Origin of the sequence: Methylobacterium sp. DB0501 (assembly GCF_011043735.1) — a bacterium.
Lineage (GTDB): Bacteria > Pseudomonadota > Alphaproteobacteria > Rhizobiales > Beijerinckiaceae > Methylobacterium > Methylobacterium alsaeris.
The window spans coordinates 90799-108612 of the sequence record NZ_JAAKGV010000020.1; the positions used below are offsets into that span (position 1 = coordinate 90799).

Annotated in this window: 19 protein-coding genes and 1 pseudogene; 12 read left to right on the forward strand and 8 right to left on the reverse strand. The window is 66.0% G+C overall.

The features are described 5' to 3' along the window. Positions 1–15 precede the first annotated feature (15 nt). Positions 16–1338 (reverse strand): MFS transporter, encoded by a 1323-nt coding sequence (locus G4G93_RS26070; RefSeq protein WP_048443088.1) that lies wholly within the window; start codon positions 1336–1338, stop codon positions 16–18. Between the two features lie 151 nt (positions 1339–1489). On the opposite strand from G4G93_RS26070, the gene cyoA reads away from it, so the two are divergent. The 5 genes from cyoA to G4G93_RS26095 all read left to right on the forward strand — a co-directional run bounded on the left by cyoA (position 1490) and on the right by G4G93_RS26095 (position 6330). Beyond that, entirely contained in the window at positions 1490–2644 is a 1155-nt protein-coding gene (gene cyoA / locus G4G93_RS26075; protein WP_048443089.1) for a ubiquinol oxidase subunit II, read from the forward strand. A gap of 21 nt (positions 2645–2665) precedes the next feature. Next, positions 2666–4663: a cytochrome o ubiquinol oxidase subunit I gene (gene cyoB / locus G4G93_RS26080; protein ID WP_048443090.1), complete on the forward strand. Its 1998-nt coding sequence runs from the start codon at positions 2666–2668 to the stop codon at positions 4661–4663. 1 nt (position 4664) lies between these two features. After that, positions 4665–5297 carry a cytochrome o ubiquinol oxidase subunit III gene (gene cyoC / locus G4G93_RS26085; protein WP_048443091.1) on the forward strand — a complete coding sequence of 211 codons (633 nt, stop codon included), beginning with the start codon at positions 4665–4667 and terminating at the stop codon, positions 5295–5297. Beyond that, positions 5294–5638, forward strand: coding sequence for a cytochrome o ubiquinol oxidase subunit IV (gene cyoD / locus G4G93_RS26090; RefSeq protein WP_048443092.1), 345 nt, complete (start codon positions 5294–5296; stop codon positions 5636–5638). The genes cyoC and cyoD overlap by 4 nt, the downstream gene beginning before the upstream one ends. Before the next feature lie 146 nt (positions 5639–5784). Then, positions 5785–6330, forward strand: coding sequence for a hypothetical protein (locus G4G93_RS26095; protein WP_157080503.1), 546 nt, complete (start codon positions 5785–5787; stop codon positions 6328–6330). Between the two features lie 3 nt (positions 6331–6333). Here G4G93_RS26095 and G4G93_RS26100 read toward each other — a convergent pair whose 3' ends face one another. Beyond that, positions 6334–7038, reverse strand: coding sequence for a Crp/Fnr family transcriptional regulator (locus G4G93_RS26100; protein WP_048443094.1), 705 nt, complete (start codon positions 7036–7038; stop codon positions 6334–6336). 277 nt (positions 7039–7315) lie between these two features. Continuing rightward, positions 7316–8497, reverse strand: a pseudogene (locus G4G93_RS26105) (IS3 family transposase). 266 nt (positions 8498–8763) lie between these two features. On the opposite strand from G4G93_RS26105, the gene G4G93_RS26110 reads away from it, so the two are divergent. From G4G93_RS26110 to G4G93_RS36120, 7 genes are all read left to right on the forward strand, one after another. Continuing rightward, positions 8764–9927 (forward strand): GSU2403 family nucleotidyltransferase fold protein, encoded by a 1164-nt coding sequence (locus tag G4G93_RS26110; protein ID WP_053080240.1) that lies wholly within the window; start codon positions 8764–8766, stop codon positions 9925–9927. Between the two features lie 106 nt (positions 9928–10033). After that, positions 10034–11560, forward strand: coding sequence for a PAS domain S-box protein (locus G4G93_RS26115; protein ID WP_232389512.1), 1527 nt, complete (start codon positions 10034–10036; stop codon positions 11558–11560). Then, positions 11550–12170: a response regulator FixJ gene (gene fixJ, locus G4G93_RS26120; protein ID WP_048443097.1), complete on the forward strand. Its 621-nt coding sequence runs from the start codon at positions 11550–11552 to the stop codon at positions 12168–12170. The genes G4G93_RS26115 and fixJ overlap by 11 nt, the downstream gene beginning before the upstream one ends. 123 nt (positions 12171–12293) lie before the next feature. After that, complete coding sequence (locus tag G4G93_RS26125; protein WP_409513830.1) at positions 12294–12650, forward strand: response regulator transcription factor; 357 nt, start codon at positions 12294–12296, stop codon at positions 12648–12650. A 119-nt stretch (positions 12651–12769) separates the two neighbouring features. Beyond that, entirely contained in the window at positions 12770–13450 is a 681-nt protein-coding gene (locus G4G93_RS26130; RefSeq protein WP_048443099.1) for a helix-turn-helix domain-containing protein, read from the forward strand. A gap of 249 nt (positions 13451–13699) precedes the next feature. Continuing rightward, positions 13700–14200 (forward strand): hypothetical protein, encoded by a 501-nt coding sequence (locus G4G93_RS36115; RefSeq protein ID WP_053080241.1) that lies wholly within the window; start codon positions 13700–13702, stop codon positions 14198–14200. 29 nt (positions 14201–14229) lie between these two features. After that, positions 14230–15153 carry an HD-GYP domain-containing protein gene (locus G4G93_RS36120; RefSeq protein WP_053080242.1) on the forward strand — a complete coding sequence of 308 codons (924 nt, stop codon included), beginning with the start codon at positions 14230–14232 and terminating at the stop codon, positions 15151–15153. On the opposite strand, the gene G4G93_RS26140 is transcribed toward G4G93_RS36120, so the two are convergent. The 5 genes from G4G93_RS26140 to G4G93_RS26160 all read right to left on the reverse strand — a co-directional run bounded on the left by G4G93_RS26140 (position 15099) and on the right by G4G93_RS26160 (position 17692). After that, positions 15099–15488 (reverse strand): hypothetical protein, encoded by a 390-nt coding sequence (locus tag G4G93_RS26140; protein ID WP_048443100.1) that lies wholly within the window; start codon positions 15486–15488, stop codon positions 15099–15101. The genes G4G93_RS36120 and G4G93_RS26140 overlap by 55 nt on opposite strands. 100 nt (positions 15489–15588) lie before the next feature. Continuing rightward, the gene (locus tag G4G93_RS26145; protein ID WP_157080505.1) at positions 15589–15726 is read right to left on the reverse strand and encodes a hypothetical protein; all 138 of its coding nucleotides are present in this window, start codon (positions 15724–15726) and stop codon (positions 15589–15591) included. A gap of 151 nt (positions 15727–15877) precedes the next feature. Then, a complete protein-coding gene (locus tag G4G93_RS26150; RefSeq protein WP_048443101.1) occupies positions 15878–17212 on the reverse strand; it encodes an NRAMP family divalent metal transporter in 1335 nt (444 codons plus the stop codon). Beyond that, the gene (locus G4G93_RS26155) at positions 17209–17466 is read right to left on the reverse strand and encodes a hypothetical protein (RefSeq protein WP_048443102.1); all 258 of its coding nucleotides are present in this window, start codon (positions 17464–17466) and stop codon (positions 17209–17211) included. Before G4G93_RS26155 ends, G4G93_RS26150 begins: the two co-directional genes overlap by 4 nt. Positions 17467–17476: 10 nt before the next feature. Next, positions 17477–17692: a hypothetical protein gene (locus G4G93_RS26160; protein ID WP_048443103.1), complete on the reverse strand. Its 216-nt coding sequence runs from the start codon at positions 17690–17692 to the stop codon at positions 17477–17479. Positions 17693–17814 lie beyond the last annotated feature (122 nt).

Here is a 17814-nt window from a genome sequence, read left to right on the forward strand (position 1 = left end):
TGCGCAACAGTATTCCTAATCTTCCAATCGGTTGAGCGCGAGCGCTGCAAGTGTGCACACCGCTCCGGAGAGGAGGTAGGCACCTACTGAGATCAGTCCGAAGGAGCTTGCCAGCAGCAAGGCGACGAGCGGCGCAAAGCCGGCTCCGATGAACCACGCGGCCGTGGCTGTCGTTCCCGCACCCGTGTAACGGTGCTTGGAAGAAAATCTATAGTTCAAAGCCCCAGACGACTGGCCGAAGCCAAGTCCCAGCAGGGCGAAGCCAAGCAACACATATGACCACTCGCCGCCCGGGCCCTTGCTGAGCAGTTGCGGTGCAAACCCGCTATAGGCTCCAATGAGGGCTGCTGAGACGGCAAGCACTTTCCGGCCACCGAAGCGATCCGCAAGGATGCCGGATGCGATCACAGCCACCAAACCGACAACAGCTCCTACCAACTCGATCACAAGGAAGCGCAGCGGCGCCTCGCTCGATGTGAGGACGACCCATGACAAGGGGAATACCGTGACAAGGTGGAAGAGGGCGAAGCTCGCAAGCGGCGCGAAGGCACCGAGAACGACCGTTCGCGCTTCCTCGCGGAGGAGGCTCGCCAGAGGAGAAGGTTGCAACTCACGGCTTTCGTACAGCCGCTCGAACTCGGGGGTGGAAATCAATCGCAAGCGGGCAAACAATGCCACCACGTTGATGACGAAGGCGACGAAGAACGGGTAGCGCCAGCCCCACTCGAGGAAATCAGTTGTTTTCAGCGTCACCAGCAGGAACGCGAAGAGGGCACTGGCCACGAACATGCCAATTGGTGCCCCAAGCTGAGGGATCATGGCGAACCAGCCGCGTCTCTCCGGTGGTGCATTGAGCGAGAGGAGCGATGGCAGCCCATCCCACGTGCCACCCTGGGCGAAGCCCTGTCCGATCCGGAGCAGGGCCAGGATAACGGCGGCGACATGGCCGACCTGCGCATAGCCCGGCAGAAACGCCATCGCGGCCGTCGAGCCTCCCAGCAGGAAGAGTGCCGTGGTCAGTTTGACTCCGCGCCCATGCCGCCGGTCGATCCACATGAACAGGAACGCACCAAAAGGCCGGGCGATGAACGCCAGCGAGAAGATCGCGAAGGAGTAGAGCGTGCCAGTCAGGGCGTCGGCATACGGAAAAACCAGCGACGGGAACACCAGTACCGACGCGATCGCGTAGACGAAGAAGTCGAAGAACTCCGACGACCGCCCGATGATGACGCCTACTGCGATCTCGCCGGGCCGGACCCGATGCTCTCTCGCGTTCACGAGCCGGGCGTCGCGCTCCAGGGGTGTCGAGCTCGCAGCACTGGCGGGTGTGGCAGCCATTCCTTCAATCCTCTCGTCCGTTCCGTCACGCGACTACGGGACCTCTCGACCGCCATAGAGGCAGCCATTCCGACGAGCTTTGACCGCGGTCAAAGTCCGCGGGCTCCAAGACCTCTATCCGGGAGCCATGTTCAGCCCTGGATCTCGTCTCATGAAACGGGCCTTTGGCCTCGCGCCCCTCGTTTTGCCGTTCCTGCTCGGCGGCTGCAACATGGTCACGATGAACCCAACCGGGGACATCGCGCTTCAGCAGCGTAACCTGATCCTGTTTTCGGTCGCCGTTATGCTCCTCATCATCGTACCGGTGATGGTGTTGACCGTCGTGTTTGCCTACCGCTACCGATCAAGCAATCCGAACAAGGTCTACGATCCCAATTTCGATCACTCGACGACGCTCGAACTGGTGATCTGGTCCTGTCCGCTGCTCATCATCATCGCTTTGAGTGCGGTGACCTGGACGAGCACGCACTTGCTTGATCCGTTTCGGCCTTTGGAGCGCATCTCGGCGGACAAGCCTATCCCAGCCGATACGAAACCGCTGATCGTCCAGGTCGTAGCGCTCGATTGGAAGTGGCTCTTCATCTATCCCGACCTCGGGGTCGCGACCGTGAACGAGCTCGCGCTGCCCGTGGACGTACCGGTGCGCTTCCTCATCACCTCCACGGACCAATTCAATACCTTCTACGCCCCGACCCTCGCCGGCATGATCTACGCCATGCCAACGATGCGCTCGGAGCTGAATGCCGTGCTCAACAAGCCCGGTGAGAGCTGGGGTTACTCCGGCAACTACACGGGCCGCGGCTACTCCGACATGCGCTTCAAGCTGCGAGGCGTCGAGACAGCCGATTTTGAACGCTGGGTGGCAGAGGTGAAGGCCTCGGGCAACTCCCTGGACCTGCCCAAGATGCTCGAGCTCGTGAAGCCGAGCGAGAAGGTGCCGGTGATGCGCTTCGCCCCGGTCCAGGAGGGTTTGTTCGACCGCGCAGTCAACCGTTGCATCGAGCCCGGCAAGCCCTGCATGATCGATATCATGCGTCAGGATATGCAGGCAGGCGGCGGTAACCCGCACGACTCGCACATGGGGCACGGCATGCCCTCCGGTCGCGAGGCCGAGCCGCTCACGGGCGAGCGGGCCAAGCCCGCTCTGCAGAAGGCGCCGCAGGAGAAGGGCACGAGCCCGAACGTCACCAAGCCCGTGCAGCCCGAGCCACCCGGCCAGCTCAAGCCGGGCGATCCCAAGAACCGAGACCAGTCAGCCACCGATCCGCTTCCGGCTATCTGCGCTCCGCGCTCGCCGCGCGCCTGATCTCTCGCCCCTGAGACCGCTATGACCGACACCTTAATCAAGACGATCTTCGGCCGCCTCGGCCTGGAGTCGTTCCCGATCCACGAGCCGATCCTGCTCGGCACCTTCATCGTCGTCGCGCTGCTCGGATTGAGCATTGTAGGTGCTATCGCCTACTTCCGCTTGTGGGGCTATCTCTGGCGCGAATGGTTCACGAGCGTCGATCATAAGAAGATCGGCATTATGTACGTGATCCTCGGCATCATCATGCTGCTGCGCGGCTTTGCCGACGCGCTCATGATGCGGGCCCAGCAGGCTATCGCTTTCGGCGGTAACGAGGGTTACCTCCCGGCCCACCACTACGATCAGATCTTCACCGCTCACGGAACGATCATGATCTTCTTCGTGGCGATCCCGCTGGTGGTCGGGCTCATCAACTACGTGATGCCGCTGCAGATCGGCGCGCGCGACGTCGCCTTCCCGTTCCTCAACAACCTGAGCTTCTGGCTGACGGCTGCCGGTGCGGCGCTCACCATGCTCTCGCTCTTCGTGGGCGAGTTCGCCCGCACGGGCTGGTTGTCCTACGCTCCCCTAGCAGGTCTCGACTACAGTCCAGACACTGGTGTCGACTATTATCTCTGGTCTTTGCAGATCGCTGGCGTCGGTACGACGCTGTCGGCGATCAACATGGTGGCGACCATTGTCAAGATGCGCGCACCCGGCATGACCATGATGAAATTGCCGGTCTTCTGCTGGACCGCGCTCTGCTCGAACGTGCTGGCAATCGCGATCTTTCCGGCGCTCACCGCCGCCTTCTTCCTGCTCATGATGGACCGCTACGTCGGGACGAACTTCTTCACCAACGATCGCGGCGGCGCGCCGATGATGTACTGGAACATGGTCTGGATCTGGGGTCACCCGGAGGTCTACGTCCTTGTCCTGCCCGCGTTCGGGATCTATTCTGAGATCACTTCCACTTTCACCGGCAAGCGACTGTTCGGCTATTCATCGATGGTGTACGCAACCGTCGTCATCACCATCTTGTCCTATCTTGTCTGGCTGCACCACTTCTTCACCATGGGCGCAGGTCCGGCTGTAAACTCGTTCTTCGGGATCGCCACGATGGTGATCTCGATCCCCACGGGGGCCAAGATCTTCAACTGGCTTTTCACAATGTATCGCGGCAACATCCGGTTTGAGTTGCCGATGATGTGGGTGGTTGCCTTCATGCTCACCTTCGTGGTGGGCGGCATGACGGGTGTGCTGCTCGCCATTCCACCCGCTGATTTCGTGCTCCACAACTCGCTCTTCCTCGTGGCGCACTTCCACAACGTCATTATCGGCGGCGTCGTGTTCGGCCTGTTTGCGGCCATCGTCTATTGGTTCCCGAAGGCGTTCGGGTTCAAGCTCGACCCGTTCTGGGGCAAGGTTGCCTTCTGGGGCTGGGTCATCGGCTATTGGGTGGCCTGGACGCCGATCTACGTGGTCGGGCTGATGGGTACCGCCCGCCGCGTCCGCCACTTCGACGATCCAAGCTTCCAACCCTACTTCGTCATCGCCGCCATCGGCGCCCTCATCATCCTGGTCGGCATCCTCGGCTTCGTGATGAGCATCGTGATGGGTTTCGTGAAGCGCGAGAAGTTGCGCGACACGACGGGTGATCCGTGGGACGGTCGGACCCTCGAATGGTCCACCACCTCGCCGCCGCCCGCCTACAACTTTGCCTTCACGCCCGTCGTGCACGATCTGGATGCCTGGTACGACATGAAGGCGCGCGGCTACGAGCGTCCTGCAAGCGGCTACCGCCCGATCCACATGCCGAAAAACACCAGCGCAGGCGTGATTATCGCTGGTCTATCGTTCACGCTCGGGTTCGGTATGGTCTGGTATATGTGGTGGCTCGCTGCTTTGAGCTTCATCGCCCTGATGATCGTTGCAGTCGGGCACACCTTCAATTTCAAACGGGACTTCTACATCCCCGCGGATGAGGTCGCGCGAACGGAAAGCAAGCGGCAGCGGCTGCTTGGTATGGAGGCCTGACATGACTGATCGCGCACTCAACACCCAAGAGTCTGCTATCACCTGGCACCATTTGGACCAGGAAGATCATGATCATGGTGGCGGCGCCACGATCCTGGGCTTCTGGATCTACCTGATGAGCGACGCTCTCATCTTCGCCTCGCTGTTCGCTATGTTCGGCGTGGTGAGCACCAGTTATGCTGGAGGGCCTGTCCCACGGCAGATTTTCGACATACCTCTTGTTGCCCTTAACACAGCGCTTCTCCTCGCCTCGTCAATCACCTTCGGGCAGGCCATCCCCCACATGGAAGCGGGCCGGCTCAGCTCGACGAGGCGCTGGCTCGCGGTGACAGGGCTGCTCGGCGCCGCCTTCGTTGGTGTGGAACTCTACGAGTTCGCACACCTGATCGCCGAGGGTGCCGGCCCGCAACGCAGTGCGTTCCTGTCCGCCTTCTTCACCCTGGTTGGCACTCACGGCGCGCACGTCACCGTTGGGCTGATCTGGATCGCGGTGATGCTGGTCCAAATTGGTCAGAATGGACTTAACGGTGAAATCAAGCGTCGGATCGTCTGCTTGTCGATGTTCTGGCACTTCCTCGACATCATCTGGATCGGCGTGTTCAATTTCGTCTACCTGTATGGAGTGATCCGGTGAGCACTCATTCTCTGCACGTCGCTAGTGACGGTAACCGCGGGCATGGCCGTCGCAGCTACTGGACTGGCTGTGCGCTTGCGGTCATTCTCACTGTTATTCCGTTCTGGTTGGTCATGGCTCGGCCGCTGCACGATCCGGGCTGGACGGCAGCGATTATCTTCGCGCTCGCACTCGTTCAAATCGTCGTTCACGTCGTCAGCTTCCTCCACCTCGACACTCAATCCGAGGAGGGATGGACGCTACTAGCCTTCCTGTTCACAGCGGTCATTGTGATCCTGACGATCGGTGGCTCCGTTTGGGTGATGTACCACCTCAACACAAACATGATGCCGATGCCCTAGCGCCTGGGTACGGGCGCGCTGACCACGACGAGGCCGTTGCGGGGAAATCCTCTGACAAGAAGGTGTTCCTGCCTGGCCTCCAGCTCGTTGAACAAGGTGCGATCGCGGCTGGGGCAGCAGCAAGCTACCCTGCATAGGAGAGCTTCATGAGCGCATTACAGTCTCTTACGTACAACGTTGTGTCCTCCTTGGGAGACGGGACTGGCATTCCAGAGGCTGAACTACATGATCTCATTGCTCGGCACGAGCGGCTGGCGCACCTGTGTGATCAACTCGAAGCCTGTGCCGACAAACTTCCTGTCTGGCCCAACGAAATGGAGGCCGGGCGGTTGCGAGAGGCGCTCGAAGCGTATGTCGAGCGTGCGGCGGAACACGAGGATCTTCTCGTCACCCAGACCTTCGGTCGTTCCCTTCAGAGCCCTCTGGCGGAGGCTCTGATACATCACGTCGATCTTCGGCACATCGACGACCTGATCCATGCGCAGGATCTGATTGCTGCGCTTGGTACCACACCGACTGCCAACGCGAGGATTTCGGCTGAGACGTTTGGCTACATGCTGCGCTGCTTCTTCGCCGCGAGTCGCCAGGCGATGGTACTCGAGGAGCTTGCAATCCTCATGCTCGGCCACGAAAGCCTGACACCTGACGGAAAGTCTTTGCTGATCAATGGGCTCTGTCGTCGGGTGGCCTGATGCTTAGGCCGCAGATATCTGCGTCTTGAGCGCACCAAGATCAGCAATCGCCACGGTTCGGCTGCCTGAAAGGGCGATCAGCCCCGCACCTTTCAACCTTGTCAGCTGCCGGCTCACGGTCTCGATGGTGATGCCGAGCACGTCCGCCATCTGGCCTCGCGTCAATGGAAGGTCGAACGTCACAGGCCCGCCATGGCTCGCCGAGCACCCACAGGGTCCCGCACGCGCAGCCATTTCGAGCAGCAGGCTAGTCACCTTTTCCGTGGCGGACATGCGGGCCAGCGTCAGCATGCGTCCACGCGCCTCGTTGAGCGCCTTGAGAGTGCGCTGAAGCAGAAGGTTCTCCAGGCGCACATGATGCTCGAGAACGTGCTCGAAGGCTCCCCGGGGGAACGTGCAGAGCTCCGCGTCGGTCAGAGCCGTGATCGTGAAGTCGACTTCATCTGCGTAGGGTTGGCCAAAAAAGTCAGCTGCATAGAGAAGACCAACGATCTGCTCGCGTCCGTCACTTGCAGCTGCGGCCATCTTCAAAATCCCGTCTAGAAGATTGCCACAAAGAAGATTTTCGGCGCCCGACCACATTACAGTGGTGCCTGCCGAGACATGGCGGCGACGGCCGACACTATTCAGCGCCGTAAGCTCTTCATCGCTGAGACTGCCGCACAACGCTTGATCACGAACAGCGCAGCCTGCGCAGAGATTGTTCATTTGCAATCTGTCCCCTTCAAACTACGAGAGCATGGTTCATGAGACCTTATATATTTGCGTCGCCAGAAGCATAAGCGTCTGGATTAATTTGGCTTGTGCATTGATTGCGACTTCAAAAGCTCCACATGGTCACATCAGGCTTCTCCGCCAGTAGGCGATGCAGCTGGCTTCAAGTCACACTTTTTATGCGTACCGATACGAAAAGGCGCAATAGGAATATACCTTATATGGCAATGGAGCTGCTGATCGGCCTCCAGGAGGTGGTCCAGGTTCAAAGTTAGTGCAGTGTTGGCGCTTGCTCCACGCGTGGCTTGGCCGGCGGTGCCGGTCGGGTGAACGCAGCCTGCCAAGCGGGCAAGCTTGGCACGAATACCTCTAGGGCTGGTGGTCGGTAGCCCAATGCGCCGCGCGCGCACCCCATTGTAGTGTCGCCGCCAGCTCTCGATGATGATCTGTGCCTCCTTTAGCGTGTGGAAGATCTCGCCGTTCAACAGTTCGTCTATTAGCTGTGCGTTGAAGCTCTCCGCGTACCCGTTCTCTCACGGTGAGCCAGGCATGGTGTAGGCTGCCTTTGCACCCACAGCGGTGATCCACTTCTGCACAGATTGGGCGATGAACCCCGGTCCATTGTCAGAGCGAACGTGCGCAGGTACGCTACACAGGATGAACAAGTCCGAGAGCACATCGATCACGTCCGCTGCCTTGAGCTTGCGGGCCACCCGGATCGCCAGGCACTCGCGGGTGAACTCGTCGATGACGTTCAGCAGGCGGACCTTGCGCCCGTCATGCGTGCGCACCTCGACGAAGTCGTAGGACCAGACGTGGTCGCGGTGCTCGGGCCGCAGCCGGACACAGGAGCCATCCCCGTCCCACAATCGGCCCTTCTTGGGCTGACGGGCCGGCACCCTGAGCCCCTCCTGCCGCCACAGCCACTCGACCCGCTTGTCGTTGACCAGCCAGCCTGCCGCCCGCAGCAGGGCGGCGATCTTGCGGTAGCCGTAGCGGCCGTACCGGCGCGCCAGCTCGACCAGATCGGCCAGCAGCGCCGCCTCGTCGTCTCTCCCCCGCGGCACCTTGCGCTGCGTCGAGCGATGCTGCCCAAGGGCGCGACAGGCGCGCCGCTCGGAGACCGTCAGCACGGTCCGGACATGCTCGATGCAGGCGCGTCGGCGCGCGGGGCTCAGAAGTTTCCCCTGGCGGCCTCCTGCAGGATCAGCTTGTCGAGCGTGAGATCCGCGATCGCCTTGCGCAGCCGCTGGTTCTCGGTCTCCAGCTCCTTCATCCGGCGCACCTGGTCGGACTTCAGCCCACCGAACTCCTTGCGCCAGCGGTAATACGTGACCCCGATCACGCCAATCGCCTGGATCGCGTCAGCCACGCTCTGCCCCTGCGAGACCAGCACGTCCACCTGCCGCAGCTTGGTCACCACCTCTTCCGGCTTGTGCTTCTTCGTTCCCATCGCGTCCGTCCTCCGTCGGCTCAAAGCCATACTTCAGGGCGGACCATTCCGACGGGGGCTGACCAATCGCGAAGTCGGAAACCCGGCGGGCCGGCGCCGGCCTGTCCCGATAGGTGGAGAGGTCGTGCAGGCGCAGGAGCACGGGGTCCGGCAACCCGTGCTCTCGCCCTTGAGCTTATTGCAGGCGATCAAAGGAATTGCCTACAACGGCTTGCAGGACGCCACGCCTCGGCGTACGTTGTAGGCAATTCGAGGGGGTGCCTACAATGAACGCGCGCTCCAATGAGCCGGAGAGCCTTCCCATTGCGCTCCAGTCGATGTTCGCCGACCTCGTCGAGCGGGCCTGGACGGGAAACCTACGCGACCTGGTTTCCAAAGGCGGCTCACCCTACGCGCGAGAGGTCCGCGGTCGCTCGTACTGGTACTGGCAGCCGGCCACGGAGCAAGGAAGGCGCCCTTCCGCCCGTTATATTGGCCCCGACAACGAACAGACCCGCACGCGCCTGCAAACGCTCAAGGATCACGCCGACAACCTGCGGGAACGCCGTGACCTGGTCCGCGCCCTGCGGGCGGCCCGCCTGCCCGTCCCGGACACCATGTCGGGCGACATCCTCGCGGCGATGGCCGAAGCCGGTGTCTTCCGGCTGCGTGCGGTCGTGGTAGGGTCCATGGCCTTCCAGACCTATCCTGGCCTCCTCGGGCACCGGCTTGCCGCCACGTTGAGCCGCACGGGAGACCTGGACGTCGGCCAGTTCCAGACCATCGCCATCGCGGTCGAGGACAGGATCGACGACGACCTGCAAAGCGTGCTGCGCTTCGTCGACCCACGCTTCGAGGCGGTCCCGGATGCCTTCGACGGACGTCGGACACAGCGTTATGCGCTGCGGCGGGGACGCGACGAGATCTTCTCCGTGGACATCCTCAGCCCTATGCGGGGTCCGGAGACATCCAGGGTCGCGGCCCTTCCCGCGATCAGGTCCGACGCGCAGATGCTGCGCTACCTCGACTTCCTCCTCTACCAGGAGGTCAACAGCGTCGCCCTGCACGGCGCGGGCATCCCGATCAACGTTCCCGACCCTACGCGGTACGCACTCCACAAGCTCATCGTTTCCCAGATGCGCCGCCATGACGATGCCCAAAGCCAGGCGAAGTCGCGCAAGGACCTCGACCAGGCCGCCGCGCTGATCACAATACTGTCGAAGGCACGGCCCCACGACTTGCAGGACCTATGGCAAGAGCTCTGCGAGCGGGGGGCGGCCTGGCGGGAGAAGGCGACGCGCGGCCTCGCCTCGCTGCCGCCGCGCATCGCTCTGGCACTTGGGGCGGACATCCAGATGGACACCCGGCATTCCCCTGCGAACCGTCAGCCCGCCGAGGACATGGAAGAGGAGGTGAGCAGGGAGGCCACCAATCCCATCGGGCACGGATAGGCGGGTTCGCTGGCCGGCCTCACGAAGGAGGCCCTCGCCGGCGTCGACGGGACCGGCGGATTGCATGTCGTGCGACAAATTCTGATCGGAGGATAGCTTGGAGTACGTGACAGCCTCCAGCGCGGCGGCTGAATCCGCCAGCGGCGCGAGCCGCCCCGAGGCGGCAACGGAGGTCGCCGTCATGACGCTCGACCGGGACGGCCGCGTCACGGCCTGGTACCCCGGCGCCGACCACGTCAGCGGCTGGCGCGAGGACGCGGTCGTCGGGCGGACGCTGACGCTTTTCCATCAGGAGGCGGACGTGGCCGCCGACAAGGCGAACCGCATCCTCGCCATCGCGCGCGAGACCGGCCGCTACGAGGAGCAGGGGATACGTCTGGATTCCGTAGGCAGGCCTTACGCCGCCAAGGTCCTGGTGATGCCGTTGCGCGGTACGGACGGCGAGGTCCTGGGCTACACCAAGGTGGTTTGGGGGCTGACGGAGCGGGTCGCCGCGGAAGAGGCGTTGCGCGCGCGAGAGGCGCACCTGCGCTCGATCCTCGACACCGTGCCGGACGCCATGGTGGTCATCGACGAGCAGGCCCGGATCAAGTCGTTCAGCGCCGCCGCCGTGCGCCAGTTCGGTTACGCGGAGGACGAGGTCACGGGCCGCAACGTCAGCCTACTGATGCCCGAGCCCTACCGCACCCAGCACGACACCTACATGGCCCGCTACCTCGCGACCGGGCAGCGGCGCATCATCGGCATCGGCCGCGTCGTGGTCGGCCAGCGCAAGGATGGCTCGACCTTCCCGATGGAGCTGTCGGTCGGCGAGATGCGCTTGGGCGGCGAGCGCTACTTCACGGGCTTCATCCGGGACCTAACCGAGCGCAAACAGACCGAGACGCGCCTGCAGGAACTGCAGTCCGAGTTGGTGCACATGTCCCGCTTCACCGCGCTCGGCGAGATGGCCTCCACCCTCGCGCATGAGATCAACCAGCCGCTGACCGCCATCGCCAGCTACCTTAAGGGCTGCCGCCGGCTCCTCAGCCGCATGGAGGGCCCCGAGGTCCCCATGCTCGCGGACGCAGTGAACGAGGCGGCCGACCAAGCCTTGCGGGCCGGGCAGGTCATCCGGCACCTGCGCGAGTTCGTGGCCCGCGGCGAGAGCGAGCGGCACATCGAGGGCCTGCCCAAGCTGATCGAGGAGGCGAGCGCGCTGGCGCTGGTCGGCGCCCGGGAGAAGGGCGTGCACGTGCGCTTCGACCTCGACCCGGACGCGCCCTTGATCCTGGCCAACCGGATCCAGGTGCAGCAGGTGCTGCTGAACCTCATCCGCAACGCCATCGAGGCCATGCAGGACGCACCGCGGCGCGAGTTGGTCGTCGCCACGAAGGCCCTGCCCCCGGAGGGTCTCGTCGAGGTGCGCGTGGCCGACACCGGGACCGGCATTGCGCCGGAGGTGGCGGCGCAGCTCTTCCAGCCCTTCGTGACCACGAAGGCGAACGGGATGGGCGTCGGCCTCTCGATCTGCCGCACCATCGTCGAGGCGCACGGCGGCAAGATCCAGGCCGGGCCAGGCCCGGACGGCGGAACCACCTTCCGCTTCACCCTGCGCACGTTCGACCGGGAGGAATTGACGCATGTCGGCTGACGCGCTCGTGCACGTCGTGGATGATGACGCCGCGGTGCGGCGCTCGCTCGCCTTCCTGCTCGCCACGGACGGCTTGGCCGTGCGCGTGCACGAATCGGCCGTCGCCTTCCTGGAGGGCGTTGCTGAGGTCTCGGGCTGCGTCCTGACCGACGTGCGCATGCCCGACCTCGACGGCATCGAGTTGCTGCGGCGCCTCCGGCAGCGCGGGGCGATGCCGTCCGTGATCGTGATGACGGGGCACGCGGACGTGCCGCTCGCCATTGAGGCCATGAAGGAGGGGGCCCGGGACTTCATCGAGAAGCCGTTCGACGACGAGGTGCTGCTCGCCAGCGTCCGGGCCGCCCTCGCGCAGGCGGAGAGGAACGCGGACCTCACCGCCGGGAGCAAGGCGGTGCGGGAGCGCCTGGCCGCCCTGTCCGGGCGCGAGCGCCAGGTCCTGGATGGCCTGGTCTCGGGCAAGGCCAACAAGGTCATCGGCCTCGACCTGGGGATCAGCCCCAGGACGGTGGAGATCTACCGGGCCAACGTCATGTCGAAGCTGCAGGCCGGCAGCTTGTCCGAACTCGTCCGCATGGCGTTGGCCGCCGGGCATCCGGCCGGCGGCGGCTGACGCCGGCCGGGCGGACTTGGCCGCCACGCCGCGCTTGAGGCAGATCAAGGCGACGGCTCGTCGTTCGACCTACGCGAGGACGACACTGAATCGGACGTTCCAATGCCAAACCGAACAGGACCGGTGCTCGTCGTCGACGACGACGCCGCCGTCCGCAACTCCCTGAAGTTCGCCCTCGAACTCGAAGGGTTGGACGTGCGCCTCTACGAGGACGGCGCCGCGCTGCTCCGCGACGCGGCACTGCCGCGGACGGGATGCCTCGTGGTGGACTACTGGATGCCTGGCATGGACGGGCTGGAGCTCGTCGGGCGCCTGCGCGACCGGGACGTCGCACTTCCAGCCATCCTGATCACCGCCCGACCCACCGGCGACCTGCGGCACCGCGCGAGCCGTGCGGGTTTCCACGGCGTGGTTGAGAAGCCACTCGAAGACGGAACCCTGCTCGACGGCATTCGGGACGCGCTCGTGGCGACAGCCTGAGGGGCGTGCCGCGCCTCCGTAAAACCCCTTAGGGGAGCCTCTTAAGGGAGGGACCGGAATTTTACCTGCGTCCGCCGAGGCGTAGCCATGGAGCCACGTTCCGCACCCCGGAGGCTCCCATGCAGACCGCCCTCGCCACCGCCGGCCTCCCGCCCGTCCTCGCGGCGTCGCTGGCGGGCCGCGCCGTCCCGCTCCCGGCGACGGAGACGCGGGCCGGACTGCGCCGCACCGTCGCCGCGGAGGCGGAGATCTTCGCCGAGGGCGACCGGGCGGGCATGTTCTACAAGGTCGTCTCGGGCGTCGTCCGGACCTACAAGCTCCTCTCGGATGGGCGCCGCCAGATCGACGCCTTCCACCTGCCAGGGGACATCTTCGGCCTTGAGACTGGCGCGGAGCACCGCTTCAACGCCGAAGCGGTCACCGAGGCCAAGCTCGAAGTCCACCGCCGCGAGCCCCGCGCGCTGGCCGGCGGCGACGGCGCGCTGGCGCGGGAGGTCGTGGCCGCGATGATGAGCGGCCTGGAGCGGGCGCAGGACCATATGATGCTGCTCGGCCGCAAGTCGGCCCGGGAGCGCATCGCGACCTTCCTACTCACGATGTCGCGGCGGATGGCCTGCGGCGGGGCCGCGATGGAACTACCGATGTCGCGCACCGACATGGCCGACCACCTGGGCCTGACCGTCGAGAGCGTCTCGCGCGCCGTGACGCAGTTGGAGCGGGACGGCCTGATCGCCCTGCCGCCAAACCGCCGAATGGTGGTCGTCCGGGATGCCAAAGCCCTGGCCCGGCTCGCCGCCTGACCTGAGGTGCCCGCGTCGGCGGCGGGACCGGATGCTCCCGTTGCCGAAGGTGCGTGGCAAATTCGCCGCCATCTGACTGCCGCCGAGGCGGCGGGCGACCTAAAACTGGTCAATCTGCAACCGGTTCTTTCGAGGAAACCCGGATTTTCTTCAATAGATTTAAATTTTCACCTCGAACCGCTCCGTATAATCGCGGGTTCCGGCGGCCGGTGGAAAGCGGCCGAGGTGGAGGCCGTCCGCAGGATAGCCTTGAGCCAGTTCCTCCTCACAGACACGCCCGCGCGCGCCGCGCGCTTGGCCCGGAGCCTCGACGCGCTGGGTCCCAGCCGGGTCATCGACCTGCTCGACCCCGCGGAAGTGGGCCTCGCGCCCGAACGGTCCACCGTCCGGGCCGTCATCAGCGACATCGCCTTCACGAGCTCCGCGCCGGTCGCGAGCCTCAAGCTGCACCTCGACCGCCTTGCGTCGCGCCGGACGCCCTACGTCTGCCTGCTGCGCGAGGACACCTCGCGCGCCCGCGCCCAGGCCATGGCGCTCGGGGCCGCGGGCATCCTGCCCCCGGGCCGGGCGTCGCCACCGGCTCGCAGAGGCCGTCTCGCCGCTCCTGCCCGCGCCGGAGGCGCCCGCGACCGTGCCGGAGGCGGCCGCCGGGGCCGGCGGATGCTGACCCGCATCTTCGAGCTCGCCCGCGGCGGCTCCGTCGTCCCGGAGGTCGTCTCCGCCGGAGCAGCCCTGATCGAGGGGCCCTGAGGCGCTCCGACCTGCGGGCCTGGCTCGACGTGGTCTGGCGCTTCGACGACGCCACGCACCAGCACTGCCTCCTCGTGGCCGGCCTCGCCGCCGGCTTCAGCCTCCACCTCGGCCTGCGCCGGGACGACTGCCGCAGGCTCACCGAAGCGGCCCTCCTGCACGACGTCGGGAAGTCGCGGATCCCGCTCGCCATCCTCAATAAGCCGGCCCGGCTCGACGGAGGGGAACTCGCGGCGATGCGGGCGCACCCGGTCCTCGGCCACGAGCTTCTCCGCGACGCCGCCTACGACGAGGCGCTCCTCGCCGTGGTGCGGTCCCACCACGAGCTCCTCGACGGGTCCGGCTACCCGGACGGCCTTCGCGGCGACGAGATCCCCGACATGGTCCGCATCGTCACCATCTGCGACATCTTCGGGGAGCTCATCGAGTGCCGCCCCTACAAGCCGCCGATATCGGGCGAGGCCGCCTACACCGTGCTGGAGGGCGAGGGCGTGTCCCGCCGCCCGAGACGGTCCGGGCCGTGCGGCGTGCCCTGGAGCGGGCCGGCGTCGAGCTCATCTTCGAACCGGGCAGGAAGCCCGGGGCCCGCGAGGCGTAACGGGCGCCCCGCTCACGGGAAAAGCAGCGTGCGCGGCGCGGCCCCGGACGCGAGCCGGGGGCCGACGGACCGACCGGCCAGCGGTCCCCCGGGCGCGTTCGCCACCTCGGCAAGCGTAAGGACGAGGAATCCCACCACGTCTTCGGCACGGTGGCGAACGTGCGTGGATGGCGCCGCAGCCGAAGCGCGGGGGCCGAGGTTAGGACGACGGCCGGCGCGCCCCGGTGCATCATGCCCCTTCCCGCCGGGAGCGGCGCGGGACCGGTCGCCGGTCACGCCGGACGTAACGGCGGCGATGGCTCAGGCCTCGCGCAGCCCGTCGAGGCGCTCGGCGTTCGGGCAGAACCCTCGATAGGTCCCGGCCGCCGTCCCGGCCCGTAGCTCGCGCGTGCAGTGGTTCCTCTCCGTGCAGCCGAGACAGGCTGCCTCAAGCGTGCGCATGGCCCCGGGCTCGCGCAGCCGGATGGCATCGGGGTCCAGATCCAGGCTGCGCATCAGCCTCACCAGGTTGCGGACCTTCGCGACGGCTTCCGAAGACAGGGACGCCGGGCCAGGCTCGTTCGCCTCAAGCAGCGTGTCCATCATCTCCGCGTCGATGTCGCCGAGTTCCCGTGCTGCCCCCAGGAGACAACACCAACCGTTCATCGAGGTGATGACGCCGAAGGGATCGAAGGGGTCGGGCGTGGACATGGCAGCCTCTAGGGGTCTCAGGGTACCGCCGAGCCGGGCGACCCTTCGGTCAGGCGGAGGGGTCGGCACTGCCGCGCGACCGCGGGTGAGGTGGCGCGTCTCACGTCGCGATGGACACGACGTAGAGCACCGCCGCGATGACCAGGATGCAGATCGCCAGCTTGACCTGCGCGTCGTCCGCGGGCGGGAGGTCGCTCCCCGTACGGGCGGGGGCTCGTCGGTCGAACGCTCGGTGCAACGGATCGGAGGTGATCGGGCATGGCCGGATCCTGGTGAACTCACCCGTTCAGTAGAAGTGGGGGGCCCGGGGTCGGTCCATGATCTGGAACAAGGCCGGCCCGTTCGCGGCCGCACCCTGGCCCGTTTGTGGCCAAGGGGCCGGTGCCGCGCTAGGCCGGGCGCAGCGCAGCGGTGCCCAGCATGGCGAGGACGGCGAGCAGCATGCAGGCTGTGGCCAGCCACCCGAGCAGCCTCAGCGGCCCACGCACCGCGAACGCGCCCATGACGTCGGTCCGGGCCGCCGCCAGCATCATCACCGCCATGACCGGCACCGCGATGACGCCGTTGACCACCGCGCTCCAGTAGAGCGCGCGGATCGGGTCGACCGCGCCCAGACTGATCACCATGCCCACCAGCGTCGCGAGCGCCACCGTGCCGTAGAAGGCGCGCGCTTCCAGGAGGCGCCGGCCGAAGCCCACGGGCCAGCGCCGCGCCTCGCCGACCGCGTAGGCCGCCGATCCCGCGAGCACCGGCACCGCCAGCAGCCCGGTCCCGACGACGCCCAGCGCGAAGACCGTCGCCGAGAACGGGCCGGCCAGCGGACGCAGCGCCTCCGCGGCCTGGGACGAGGTCTGGATGGCGGTGACGCCATTCGGGTGCAGCACGGCGGCGGCGGTGACCATGATGGCGAGCGCCACGAGGTTCGAGAAGGTCATCCCGACGAGGGTATCGATCCTGATTCGACGCAGGGCGCTCCGGCCCTGCTCGGGCGCGTGCAGCAGGTCCCTCCGCCGCGGGAAGGCGTGCAGGTCCTCGGCCTCCTCCGCCGCTTGCCAGAAGAAGAGGTACGGGCTGATCGTGGTCCCGAAGAGCGCCACCAAGGTGGTGAGGCTGCCATCGCTGACGTCAAGCCGCGGCAGGGCCATCGCCATTCCGAGGTCCCGCCAGGAGACGTGGGCGAAGATCACGACGCCCAGATAGGCGAAGAGGCTCAGCGTCAGCCACTTCAGGACGGCGACGTAGCGGGCGTACCGCAGGACGACCTGCATGAACACGCAGGTGCCGGCGAACAGGACGACGTAGAGCCAGCGCGGGCCCGGCAGCAGCAGGTTCAGCGCGTCCGCCATGGCGCCGAGGTCGGCCCCCAGGTTCAAGATGTTGGCCGCCAGCAGCAGCAGCACGACGGCCTGGAGCAGGCCGTTCGGGTAGTGCGCGCGTAGCACGCCGGCGATGCCGTAGCCGGTGGTGCGGCCGATCCGGGCCGAGACCATCTGCACTGCCGCCATCAGCGGCAGGGTGTAGAGCATGGTCCAGCACAGGCCGTAGCCGAGCTGCGCCCCGGCCTGCCCGTAGGTGGCGATGCCGCTCGGGTCGTCGTCCGAGGCGCCGGTGATCAGGCCGGGTCCGAGGACGCGCAGCAGGCGCGGCTTCGACGGCCCGACAGCGGGGCTCGGCGCCTCAGGATCGTCGAGCTCCCGAGCTGCTGGCAGCGCGGAAGCGCTCACGCCGCCGGCTCCAGCGGCGCAGCAGCGGCTCCGGGACGCTTCGCGCGCGCCACCCGCAGGGCCGCGGCCAGGTCGTCGCGGTCGGTGCCGTAGCGGCGGCAGAGGGCGTCCAGCCAAGGCATCGGTCCGGCATCGGCATCCCGGATCTCGGAATACGGGACGTGGTACATATCGTCGAGGGCCTCAATCCCATAATCGGTGACCGCCCATTGGCGGCCCCGCCAATGCACGCGCGCAGTCGATTCTTGTTTCATCTGGATCCCGTCAGGCGGCCTGTTCGGTGAGCTCGATAACTTCGCAGGTGTCGGCCCGCAGCCGCCAGTCGGACACGCCGGCGGCTTCGCGGAACATCGCCTTGGCCGCGTAGGCGGCGGCGACGTCCGAGCCGGCGCTCACGACCGCCTGCCGCTGCACGACGCGATGGTCGTGGCCGATGTCGTCGGGAACGGTCTTGTGGAAGGTGACAAGGTACTTGCGCATCCCGCGCCCCCGCTGGCTTCGATGCCGGAGGGGGTATCGTCGACGCGGTCATGCCGCCTTGATCCATCGCAAATGCGATGGCCCAGGCCATCGGTGAGCGATCCGGGACGCGGCGGTGCCGC